This is a genomic window from Streptomyces sp. NBC_00344, assembly GCF_036088315.1.
Lineage (GTDB): Bacteria > Actinomycetota > Actinomycetes > Streptomycetales > Streptomycetaceae > Streptomyces.
Genome location: NZ_CP107996.1, coordinates 3,779,459 through 3,790,754, shown reverse-complemented (window position 1 = coordinate 3,790,754; position 11,296 = coordinate 3,779,459). Strand labels below are relative to the sequence as shown.

Below are 11,296 nucleotides of genomic sequence, written 5' to 3'. Positions count from 1 at the left end.
AGACGGCTTTCTCTGCGTCATCCTGCGTCACCTGCGTCACCCGGTGACGCAACCGATGACGCGGCGGTGACGCAGGGCCAATCCGCCCTGTCACCCAAAACCGCAGGTCAGAGCACCAAATGACGCTGATGGCGCGGGTGACGCAGAAATCCGAGCCTCGGACAGACTCCGGCCTCGGACCTGCTCGTACATCCCCTTGAGGCAACGCCAACTGCCCTGGAGGCACCCCGGATGAGCACCGCGATTGCCGCCCCGATCGACCGACTCCTGTACAAGCCCGAGGAAGCGGCCGAAGCCCTCGCCATCGGCCGCTCCACCGTTTACGAGCTGATGGCCGAAGGCTCCCTGAAGTACATCAAGTTGGGCCGCACGCGCCGGATTCGACGTGCGGACATCGAGGCGTACGTGGAGAGCCTCGCCACGCTGCCCAACTGACCACAGCCCGCACCAAAGGCGCCCTGAGCACTGCGCTCGGGGCGCCTTTCGCATGGAGGAACAGATGAGCCCCCGCAAGTCGAACCTGGAATCCACCATCTACTTCGGCGATGACGGCTGGTGGCACGGCCGTGTCACCATGGGCGTACTGCCCGACGGGAGCCCCGACCGCCGGCACCGCATGGCCCGTACGGAGCCTGCGGTGCGCCGAAAGGTCCGTGAGCTGGAGAAGCTCCGTGACGAGGGGCGCGCGACCAAAGCGGGCCGCAAGCCCACGGTTGGCCAGTGGATGGAGACCTACCTGACCGATATCGCGAGCCTGAAGCTCAAGCCCAGGTCGCTGGATGACTACTGGTCCAAGACTCGCAATGACATCGTTCCCGGCGTGGGGAAGCACCGCATCGACAAGCTCGCCCCGGAGCACCTTGAGCAGATGTACCGGGCCATGCTCGATGCTGGGCGCGCCCCGTCCCACGTGGTCAAGGTGCACCGCATCCTGTCGCGGGCCCTGAAGATTGCCCACCGCCGCCGGATGATCGGCGAGAACGTCGCCACCCTGGTCGACCCGCCCAGCATCGACGAGACCGAGGCAAACCCCTTCACCCAGGAAGAGGCGAAAGCCTTCCTGAAAGCGGCGGCCAAGCGGCCCACGTTTATGCGGTGGATCGTCGGCGTCGGCATGGGGTTCCGGCAGGGTGAGACCCTGGGACTCCGGTGGCCCTACGTCGACCTACAGGCGGAGCTGTTCCACCCCCGGTGGCAGCTTCAGCGGCTCACCTGGCGGCACGGCTGCGGTGACGCGCACGCCTGTGGGGCGCGCCTGCACCGCTTCGAGCCCTGCCCGCCGGACTGCGCCACCCACAAGGGGTACAAGCGCGGTTGCCCGAAGCCGTGCAGTGCTACGTGCGTCAAGCACGCGAGCATCTGCCCGGGCCGCAAGGGCGGGGGCCTGGCCTTCACCCGCCCCAAGACGAAGAAGAGCACGAACCCCGTGCCGATCCCGCCCGCGTTCATCCCCTATCTGATCGCACACAAGGCACAGCAGGACGAACTGCGGGAGGCGGCCGGCGAACTCTGGCAGGAGCACCAGGCCGTGTTCACGCGGCCCGATGGACGCCCCATCGACCCCCGCGATGACTGGGGAGAGTTCAAGGAGCTGCTGGCGGAGGCGGGCATCGGTGACCGTCGCCTCTACGACGGGAGCCGCCACACTGCGGGCACGATCCTGAATGAGCTGGGGGTGGACATGCCTACGATCATGGAGATCCTTCGGCACACCCAGATCAGTCAGACGCGCCGCTACGTAAAGGGCCGCTCTCATCTCTCGAAGGACGCCATGCGCCGCATGGGAGACGCCTTCCTGCCATCCCCGGAACCGGTGTCTGAGCCCGCGACTGAGACTAAAACTGAGACTAGGGACCACCGCGCGGCCCGCGCCCGGCGGCGCCGCCGCATCCTGTGACGACGAAAGCCCAGGTCAGAGACATCTGACCTGGGCTTTCACAGAGCCTCCTGTCGGATTCGAACCGACGACCTACGCATTACAAGTGCGTTGCTCTGGCCGGACTGAGCTAAGGAGGCGTGCTGGAGCAGTCTAACCGGACCGGAAGCGTGCTTCGCTCGGAAATTTTCCCCACCCTGAACTACTGACATACCGCAAACGGCCAGGTAGCGTCTCGTCGCAGTTCACTCGTGTGGACTACACCACTCCCTTACTCGGATCGTCCGGCACGTTCCTGCCGGTGAAGGAGCACGCGATCATGGCAACTGTTTCGTTCGACAAGGCGACCCGGATATACCCGGGCTCCACCAAGCCCGCCGTAGACGCGCTGGAGATCGAGGTCGAGGACGGCGAGTTCCTCGTTCTCGTCGGCCCGTCCGGCTGCGGCAAGTCGACCTCCCTGCGCATGCTCGCGGGTCTTGAGGACGTCAACGGCGGCGCGATCCGCATCGGTGACCGTGACGTCACGCACCTGCCGCCGAAGGACCGGGACATCGCGATGGTGTTCCAGAACTACGCGCTGTACCCGCACATGACCGTCGCGGACAACATGGGCTTCGCCCTCAAGATCGCCGGTGTCAACAAGTCCGAGATCCGCGCCAAGGTCGAAGAGGCCGCGAAGATCCTCGACCTCAGCGAGTACCTGGACCGCAAGCCGAAGGCGCTCTCCGGTGGTCAGCGCCAGCGTGTCGCGATGGGCCGTGCGATCGTCCGCGAGCCGCAGGTCTTCCTCATGGACGAGCCGCTGTCGAACCTCGACGCCAAGCTCCGCGTCTCCACCCGTACGCAGATCGCCTCGCTGCAGCGCCGCCTCGGCATCACCACCGTGTACGTCACCCACGACCAGGTCGAGGCCATGACCATGGGTGACCGGGTGGTCGTGCTGAAGGACGGTCTGCTCCAGCAGATCGACTCGCCGCGCAACATGTACGACCGCCCCGCCAACCTCTTCGTCGCCGGCTTCATCGGCTCGCCGGCCATGAACCTGGTCGAGGTCCCGATCACCGACGGCGGTGTGAAGTTCGGCAACAGCGTCGTCCCGGTCTCCCGTGAGGCGCTGTCGGCCGCGTCCGACCGCGGCGACACGACCGTCACGGTCGGCGTCCGCCCGGAGCACTTCGACGTCGTCGAGCACGACGACACCACCGCCAAGACGCTGACCAAGGACGCCCCGGCCGGCATGGCCGTCTCCGTCAACGTCGTCGAGGAGCTCGGCGCCGACGCGTTCGTCTATGGCTCCGCCGAGGTCAGCGGCGCACACAAGGACCTCGTCGTCCGCGTCAACGGCCGCCGGGTGCCCGACAAGGGCAGCAAGCTGCACGTCGTTCCGCGTGCGGGCGAGATCCACGTCTTCGCCACCTCGACCGGCGAGCGGCTCAGCGACTGACGTCACGAGCACTGATCACAACCCCTGACGTTTGGACCACCGGCTTCAGGACCACTGCCGGCAGGGTCACCGCCGTCAGGAATGGAGCCCCGTAGCGTCCGCAGCGGCCCCGTATCTCCCTTCCCCGGAGAGACGGGGCCGCTGTACGTGTTCCGCAAATACCCCGGCAGAACCGGCATTTGACTGCGGCCGCGTCAACACGTGATTCGAAAAGAGAACTCGAACCATCCCCCGCAAGGGTGACTGAGTGTCGCCATGTCCTGACCGACCGCTACGCTCGCCTCCGTGACCCACACAGCCCGCCGTATCGGCCGAACCCTCGCCTTTGTCCTGCCCGTCGTCCTGGTTCTCTCCGGGACGCTCGCGGTCACCCGCGTCCCGTGGGCAGGCACATCCTCCACCGGCTCGCAGATCCTCACCGCGTCGTCCAAGGAGGTGTCGGTGCGCGCCAAGCCCCGTACCCCGCAGGACATTCTGCGCGACAAGCTCCTCGACGAGCTGTCGGAGAAGGACCCGGGAGTCGCCCTCACCGACCTCCAGCGTGAGATCGAGGGCCGCCCCTCACTCGCGGGCCACTGCATGGCGATCGCCCGTGCGCTGGGCCGCGCCGCCGTCGAGCGTTACGGACCCACCCGCGCCCAGTCGTACTCGCGCCCGGTCTGTGACACCTCCTTCGCCTACGGGGTCGCCCACACGCACTGAGACATACACCGGCGGGTGCACCGGGCCAGGCACCCGCCGACGGGCCTGGCCACGTACGCCGGAGGCGCGCCGCATAGGGTGCGCCTCATGACGACCGCTGATCCTCAAGCGCACGTACTGCCCACGCAGGCCGTGGTCCTGGCGGGCGGCCAGGGTTCCCGGCTGCGCCCGTACACCGACGACCGCCCCAAGCCGATGGTCGAGATCCCGGGCACCGGGACGCCGATCATCGGCCATCAGCTTGCCTGGCTCGCCGCCGAGGGCGTGACCGACGCGGTGATCTCCTGCGGCCACCTCGCCGAAGTGCTCCAGGAGTGGCTGGACTCCGCCGAACTCCCCCTGCGGGTCACCACCGTCGTCGAGCCCGAGCCACTGGGACGCGGCGGCGGCCTCAAGTACGCGGCCGCGCACCTGCCGAACGCCGACCGCCCCTGGTACGCCACCAACGGCGACATCTGGACGCGCTTCTCACTGCGCGACATGGCTGCCTTCCACGCCGAGCGCGATGCGACCGCCACCCTGGCGCTGGCCCGTCCCAGGATTCCCTGGGGCGCCGTGGAGACCGACGAGTTCGGGCATGTCCTCGACTTCATCGAGTCGCCGCCGTCGCCGTATCTCATCAACGCGGGCGTCTACGTCTTCTCCGCCGCCTTCACGGCGCTGCTGCCGGACCGCGGTGACCATGAGCGGTCCACCTTCCCCCGGCTGGCCAGGGAGCGCAGGCTGGCCGGCTTCCCGCTGCCGAACGGGGCGTACTGGCGGGCCATCGACACCGCGAAGGATCTCACCGAGGCGGCGAGGGAGCTCGGCGGGGCCGTCTGAAACCCTGCGGACCACCCGGGGCGGTACTACCCGCGGACGGGCCGGGGACCGGGACCGCACGGAGGGGCGGCCGCTGAGTGCGGCCGCCCCTCCGTCGTTCCGTGTGCTGGCCCAGGTGTCAGCCGAGCAGGCCGCCGATCGGGTTTCTGTTGGCGCCGCCGCCGGTCGAACCGCCGCCGTTGCCGCCACCGGACGAGGCGCCGCCGCCGGAGCTGCCGCCGGTCGTGCCGCCCGACGAGGACGGACCCGAGCTGCTGGCGGCGGGCGGCGGCGGGGCCTGCCGCTGCTGCTGGGAGGGCGGCTGCTGTGCGGTGCCCTGGGTCTGGCTGGGCTGTCCGCCCCCGGTGCCGACGGTGGCGGTCTCCCGCACGGTGCCCGGCGCCGACGGGGTGGTCGACGGCGGGGCCGATGTGCTCGCCGAGGGTGCGGGGGTCTTGTGCGCACGCCGGGAGGGGCTGCCCGAAGAGCCGGGCTCATGGTGCAGCGACCTGCCGGGCAGCCGGTTGGTGGGATCGGCGTCCGGCCCCGGTACGGTCACGACCTCGGCGGAGCGCACGGCGCCGCCGAGCAGCGAGCCGACCAGGAGCGTGAGACCGACCACGAGGGAGGCGACGACCGCGCCCCGGCGCAGCACCCTGCGCCGCAGGTCCCACAGTTCGGAGCGCGGGCCGAGCCTGCGCCAGGCCTCGCCCGCGAGGCGTCCGTCGATCGAGTAGACGGGAGCTCCGGCGATGATCAGCGGGGACCAGGCGGCCAGGAAGATGATGTCCGGCGTGTCGTACACCGGCACGGCCCGCCAGCTCACCGTCACGAGGAGGGCGACGGAGAGCAGCGCGCCGAAGGCCGCGGCGACCCGCTGCCAGAGGCCGAGCACGGTGAGCACTCCGACGACGACCTGGAGGAACGCGATGGTGAGCCCGGCGCCGACCGGGTGCGAGAGCGCGAAGTCCCGGAGCGGGCCGGCGAGTGCCCACGGGTGCAGCGAATGCAGCCACTTGACCATGGAGCCGCGTTCGCCGCCGTCGAAGTAGACGGGATCGCAGAGTTTGCCCATGCCGGCGTAGACGGAGATGAATCCGAGGAACACCCGGAGCGGAAGCAGCACCACGCCGAGGTTCATCCGGCGGCCGGGGTAGTAGGCGTGGCGGACGGCATCGGCGGCGTTCTGACGCGGCAGGCTGTCGCCGTCGTACGGCTCGTCGGCCGCGAACTCCTCGTCCGCGAAGGGTTCGCGCTCGTCGTACGCGCCCACGGCCTCGCGCATCCGCGGCACCAGCGGTGCGTTGGGCCGTGTGCCGTAGGGAGGCGCGCCCTGCTCCTCGATGCGCGGGATGACCTGGGTGGCCCCGGTCCGGTGGTCCGCGTCGTAACCGGCCTCCTGCACACCGGAGTTGCGCACGGCTTGCAGCAGTCGGATCGCCCCGGTGTCGTCCGGGGCGGACCTGCCGCTCCATACGACGGGCGCCCTGCGGCGCGCTCCCGAGGCGCCCGCGCCGACCCTGGCGCGGTCCGCCCTGGCCGAACCGGTCAGCCGTGGTGTCGAGTTCGGTGCGAGCTGCACCCGGAAGCTGGCGTGGTTGACGATGACCTGCGCGGGATCGCACGGTACCTTGACCATGCTCAGCGCCGGCAGATCGTCGAACCCGGGTGTTCTGGTGTCCACGCTCATCTAACCGAGTGACGGTGGCTTAGGACACTGCCTTGACGTGTCGGATCTGTCCGCGACCCGTCAACAGCCGGGCGTGGAAGGGGCGCGACGGCGCCGCAGCCGCGCCCCTTCCGATCAGCCACGGGGCTCCCACCAGTCACAACAGCCGAGCCGCCGCCGGCATCACCAGCGGGGACGGTGCGGGAAAACGCCGCGCCCGGCGGCCGGGTTAGGTACGGAAAACGGCTTGGGCAGCACCGGTTGAGCGCCGGTCCAGCACCCCTCCGGCGCCGGTTTCCCCATGGGTTCCGCAGAGGCTTTCGCACCGTAGTGGCGCGCGGACCGCTCCGAGGAATCCGCTCAACTCGGTCCGTGTGAGCGGCACATGGGCCCGGCCGGCATCATCCGCCGGATGGCACGGGGCCGGTGCGGACCGGCGCGAAAAAAAGTCCGGAGGGCCCGAGCGAACAGGCCCTCCGGACAGGACGCGGATCAGGCGCGCCGGCGGGCCGCCTCGTACAGCACGATGCCCGCGGCGACACCGGCGTTGAGGGATTCGGCGCCGCCCGGCATCGGAATCCGCACCCGGTAGTCACAGGTCTCGCCGACCAGGCGGCCCAGGCCCTTGCCCTCGCTGCCGATCACGATGACGACGGGGCCGCCCAGCGCCTCCAGGTCCTGGACCTCGTGTTCGCCGTCCGCAGCCAGGCCGACGACCGTGATCCCGGCCTTCTGGTAGCTCTCCAGCGCCCGGGTGAGGTTGGTGACCCGGGAGACGGGGGTACGGGCGGCGGTGCCCGCGGACGACTTCCAGGCACCGGCCGTCATCCCGGCCGCGCGGCGTTCCGGCACGACCACACCGTGGCCGCCGAAAGCGGAGACCGAACGGACGATGGCCCCCAGGTTGCGCGGGTCGGTCACACCGTCGAGCGCGACGATCAGCGGTTCCTCGTTGGCGTCGTACGCGGCGGAGGTGAGGTCCTCGGGGTGCGCGTACTCGTACGGCGGGACCTGGAGGACGAGGCCCTGGTGGTTCAGGCCGTTCGTCATCCGGTCGAGCTCCGGGCGCGGGGCCTCCATCAGGTTGATGTTGCCGCGCTGCCCGGCCAGCTGGAGCGCTTCACGCACCCGCTCGTCGTTGTCGATGTACTGCTGGACGTACAGGGTGACCGCGGGGACGCCGTCGCGCAGCGCCTCGTAGACCGGATTGCGGCCGACGACCATCTCGGACGTGCCCTTGGCCCCGCCGCGGCGGGGCGCCGGGCGGCGGGCCGCGGCCTGCCTGGCCTGGGCCCCGGCGATCCGGTTCTTCTTGTGTCCCTTGCGTTCGGAAGCGGGCGGCGTGGGGCCCTTTCCTTCGAGGCCGCGGCGTCGCTGGCCCCCGCTGCCGACCTGCGCGCCCTTCTTGTTGGACGTGCGGCGGTTCCTGCGCTGGCTGTTCCCGGCCATGACCTACCTGTTTCGTTGCTGCTCAGTACATTCGAAGTACGTTCGTATGGAAAAGTGTGCCGCCAAAAGCGGCCCGACGCTCACCGCGGTCCGAGTGTCCAGCGCGGACCGCTCGGGCCGTCCTCGATGACCAGGCCGGACTGCTGGAGCTGGTCGCGGATGCCGTCGGCGGTGGCCCAGTCCTTGCGGGCCCTGGCAGCCTCGCGCTGTTCGAGGACCAGGCGTACGAGTGTGTCGACCGCGCCGTGGAGGTCCTCGCCGTGCTCCCCGCCGCCCGCCCATTGTGCGTCGAGCGGGTCGAGGCCGAGAACGCCGAGCATCGCGCGTACCTCGGCGAGCCGGGCGACGGCCTCTTCCTTGTCGTCGGCCGCGAGCGCGGAATTGCCCTGCCGGACCGTCGTATGGACGATCGCGAGGGCCTGCGGCACTCCCATGTCGTCGTCCATCGCCTCGGCGAACGCGAGGGGCACCTCGTCCGCGGGCGCGACCGCGCCCCCGGCCTTCTCGACCACCCGCTGCATGAAGCCCTCGATCCGCGCGAAGGCGGACTCGGCCTCGCGCAGCGCCTCCTCGCTGTACTCGATCATCGACCGGTAGTGCGGGGTGCCGAGGTAGTAGCGCAGGACGATGGGCCGCCACTCCTTGACCATCTCGGAGATGAGCACCGAGTTGCCCAGGGACTTCGACATCTTCTCGCCGCTCAGGGTGACCCAGGCGTTGTGCATCCAGTACATCGCGAAGTCGTCGCCGTACGCCTTGGACTGCGCGATCTCGTTCTCGTGGTGCGGGAAGATCAGATCGATCCCGCCACCGTGGATGTCGAAGGCGCCGCCCAGGTACTTGTGGGCCATCGCCGAGCACTCCAGGTGCCAGCCGGGACGGCCGCGGCCCCACGGGGTCTCCCAGGAGGGCTCACCGGGCTTCACGGACTTCCACAGGGCGAAGTCGCGGGGGTCGCGCTTGCCGCTCGCGCCTTCCTCGGCGGGCTGGCGCAGGTCGTCGAGATCCTGGTTGGAGAGCTGCAGATAGCCGTCGTACGAACGCACGTCGAAGTAGACGTTGCCGTCTGCCTCGTAGGCGTGGCCGCGCTCGATGAGGCCGCGCATCATCTCGATCATCTCGGTGATGTGGCCGGTGGCACGCGGCTCGTAGCTGGGCGGCAGGCAGCCGAGGACGTCGTAACCGCTGTTGAAGGCCCGCTCGTTCTCGTAGCCGATCGACCACCAGGGGCGGTTCTGCTCCGCCGACTTCCAGATGATCTTGTCGTCGATGTCCGTGACGTTCCGGATGAAGGTGACGTCGTAGCCGCGGTAGGTGAACCAGCGGCGCATGATGTCGAAATTCAGCCCCGACCTGATGTGTCCGATGTGCGGGGCCGCCTGCACCGTGGCACCGCACAGGTAGATCGAGACACAGCCCGCTGTGAGCGGCACGAAGTCACGGATCTTCCGGGCGCTGGTGTCGTACAGACGAATAGTCACGACACCAGGGTAGTGGTCCCATACCAGTGCCCCGTGACCCTTTCGGCCACGGGGCCTCCAAGTGTGACGCAACAGTGCCCTCGCCGGGCCCCGCCCGGGCGCCGAGGGGCCCGGGCGGGGCCAGGACCGGCTTCAGAGGCGGCCGACGACCTTGCGCGGAGTGATACGGACGACCACTCGCTCGGCGTCCTGGCCGGAATCCGGGTTGAACTCCGCGTAGTGCTTGCCGGTGTACTTCAGCGACAGCTCGTCGATGAGCTCCTGGCCGCCTTCGGTGGTGAGCGTGGCGGTGCCGCGGATCTCGGCGTAGGCGTAGGGCTGTTCGAAAGGCTGCAGCAGCACGGTGACCCGGGGGTCGCGGCTCAGGTTCCTCTCCTTGCGACGGCCCCGGGTCGTCGAGATCAGCACGTCGTCGCCGTCGTGTTTCACCCAGACCGGTGAGACCTGCGGGCTGCCGTCGGGCTGGATGGTGGCGATGTTGACGAAGACGGGACCGTCGAGCAGTTCTTTGACTTTGTCGCTGAGCGCCGCAGACACGGGTTGTCCTCCGGGGTAGTGGGGTGTGGCGGTTGCTCTCCATCCCTACCCGTTATTCACTGCTCCGCCCGCACGACCAGCGCAGTTGCCATCGCCGCGAGTCCTTCGCCCCTGCCGGTGAAGCCGAGCCCGTCGGTGGTGGCCGCGGAGACCGACACCGGGGCGCCCGCAGCCGCGGAGAGGACCTGCTGTGCCTCTTCCCTGCGCCTGCCGATCTTCGGCCGCTGCCCGATCACCTGGACGGCGACGTTGCCGATGACGAAGCCCTCGGAGCGGACGATCCGGGCCGCCTCGGTGAGCAGGGTCAGCCCGGAGGCTCCGGACCACTCGGGGCGGCCGGTGCCGAAGTGGGCTCCGAGGTCGCCCAGTCCGGCTGCCGAGAACAGCGCGTTGCAGGCGGCGTGGGCGACCACGTCCGCGTCGGAGTGCCCGGCGAGTCCAGGGCCCTCCCCCTCCCAGCGCAGCCCGGCACACCACAGCTCCCGGCCTTCCTCGAAGGCGTGGATGTCGGTGCCGATCCCGACCTGGGGAAGCGGCGGGGTCCGTACGGCCGCCGGGGTCTGCGGCTCAGAAGCCATGGTTGGCCCTCCTGCGGGCGAGAACTGCCTCGGCCAGTACCAGGTCGAGCGGCCTGGTCACCTTGAACGCCTCTTCGTGTCCGGGGACCACGACTACCTGCACTCCGAGCTGTTCGACCATGCTCGCGTCGTCGGTGACATCGCCGGTCACCGTGGCGTGCGCCCGGGCGAGCAGTTCCCGGTCGAAGCCCTGCGGGGTCTGCACGGCGCGCAGCCTGGCGCGTTCCGGGGTGGCGACGACCGGTTCGGGTCCGCCGTCCGGCCTGGGATCGACCTGCTTGACGGTGTCGGCGAGCGGTACCGCGGGGACGACGGCGGCAGCTCCGTTGCGTACCGTCTCGATCACCGCGTCCACTGTCTCCACCGGGACCAGCGGCCGTGCGGCGTCATGCACCAGCACGGTGGTGACGCTCGCGGGGAGCACCGCGATGCCCAGTGCCACGGACTGCTGGCGCGTCTCACCGCCGGGGACGACGAGGACCTCGGTACCGGTGGGCAGCTGGAACTCGTCGACGAGCGACGCGACCTCGGCAGCTCCGTCCGGCGGAGCCACCACGACCACCAGCGACACGGACCGGGAGGCAGCCATGGCGCGTACGGCGTGGATCAGCATGGGCGTCCCGTTCAGGGTGCGGAGCGCCTTGGGTGCTCCGGGGCCCAGCCGTACGCCGCGTCCGGCGGCGGGAATCACCGCTGCGGTGGTGCTGGTGTCCCGCTGCACGGGGGTATCTGAGATCGGTTGCGCGTTCAGGGTTT

11 protein-coding genes and 1 tRNA gene are annotated in these 11,296 nt (G+C 69.7%); 5 read left to right on the top strand and 7 right to left on the bottom strand.

The annotated features are described in order from the left end of the window. Positions 1 to 231 precede the first annotated feature (231 nt). Positions 232 to 435, top strand: a complete 204-nt coding sequence (locus OHS16_RS17120) for a helix-turn-helix domain-containing protein (protein WP_328538074.1) — start codon at positions 232 to 234, stop codon at positions 433 to 435. Positions 436 to 499: 64 nt separating this feature from the next. Beyond that, the gene (locus OHS16_RS17115; protein ID WP_328538073.1) at positions 500 to 1,897 is read left to right on the top strand and encodes a tyrosine-type recombinase/integrase; all 1,398 of its coding nucleotides are present in this window, start codon (positions 500 to 502) and stop codon (positions 1,895 to 1,897) included. A gap of 44 nt (positions 1,898 to 1,941) precedes the next feature. On the opposite strand, the gene OHS16_RS17110 is transcribed toward OHS16_RS17115, so the two are convergent. Further along, positions 1,942 to 2,016, bottom strand: a tRNA-Thr gene (locus OHS16_RS17110). A gap of 179 nt (positions 2,017 to 2,195) precedes the next feature. Between OHS16_RS17110 and OHS16_RS17105 the strand changes: the two genes are divergently transcribed. The 3 genes from OHS16_RS17105 (at position 2,196) to OHS16_RS17095 (ending at position 4,847) form a co-directional block, all read left to right on the top strand. Further along, on the top strand, positions 2,196 to 3,323 hold the full coding sequence (locus tag OHS16_RS17105) for an ABC transporter ATP-binding protein (RefSeq protein ID WP_328538072.1): 1,128 nt from the start codon (positions 2,196 to 2,198) through the stop codon (positions 3,321 to 3,323). A gap of 285 nt (positions 3,324 to 3,608) precedes the next feature. Further along, the gene (locus tag OHS16_RS17100; protein WP_328538071.1) at positions 3,609 to 4,025 is read left to right on the top strand and encodes a hypothetical protein; all 417 of its coding nucleotides are present in this window, start codon (positions 3,609 to 3,611) and stop codon (positions 4,023 to 4,025) included. An 87-nt stretch (positions 4,026 to 4,112) separates the two neighbouring features. Next, on the top strand, positions 4,113 to 4,847 hold the full coding sequence (locus tag OHS16_RS17095) for a nucleotidyltransferase family protein (protein WP_328538070.1): 735 nt from the start codon (positions 4,113 to 4,115) through the stop codon (positions 4,845 to 4,847). Between the two features lie 118 nt (positions 4,848 to 4,965). Here OHS16_RS17095 and OHS16_RS17090 read toward each other — a convergent pair whose 3' ends face one another. The 6 genes from OHS16_RS17090 to ispD form a co-directional block, all read right to left on the bottom strand. Next, entirely contained in the window at positions 4,966 to 6,516 is a 1,551-nt protein-coding gene (locus OHS16_RS17090; RefSeq protein ID WP_328538069.1) for a DoxX family membrane protein, read from the bottom strand. Positions 6,517 to 6,987: 471 nt separating this feature from the next. After that, complete coding sequence (gene rlmB, locus OHS16_RS17085; RefSeq protein ID WP_328538068.1) at positions 6,988 to 7,944, bottom strand: 23S rRNA (guanosine(2251)-2'-O)-methyltransferase RlmB; 957 nt, start codon at positions 7,942 to 7,944, stop codon at positions 6,988 to 6,990. A gap of 80 nt (positions 7,945 to 8,024) precedes the next feature. Further along, the gene (gene cysS / locus OHS16_RS17080; protein ID WP_328538067.1) at positions 8,025 to 9,425 is read right to left on the bottom strand and encodes a cysteine--tRNA ligase; all 1,401 of its coding nucleotides are present in this window, start codon (positions 9,423 to 9,425) and stop codon (positions 8,025 to 8,027) included. 132 nt (positions 9,426 to 9,557) lie between these two features. Next, a complete protein-coding gene (locus OHS16_RS17075; RefSeq protein WP_328538066.1) occupies positions 9,558 to 9,962 on the bottom strand; it encodes a PPOX class F420-dependent oxidoreductase in 405 nt (134 codons plus the stop codon). A gap of 56 nt (positions 9,963 to 10,018) precedes the next feature. After that, a complete protein-coding gene (gene ispF, locus OHS16_RS17070; RefSeq protein ID WP_328538065.1) occupies positions 10,019 to 10,540 on the bottom strand; it encodes a 2-C-methyl-D-erythritol 2,4-cyclodiphosphate synthase in 522 nt (173 codons plus the stop codon). Beyond that, entirely contained in the window at positions 10,530 to 11,276 is a 747-nt protein-coding gene (gene ispD / locus OHS16_RS17065; RefSeq protein ID WP_443042773.1) for a 2-C-methyl-D-erythritol 4-phosphate cytidylyltransferase, read from the bottom strand. The genes ispF and ispD overlap by 11 nt, the downstream gene beginning before the upstream one ends. Positions 11,277 to 11,296 lie beyond the last annotated feature (20 nt).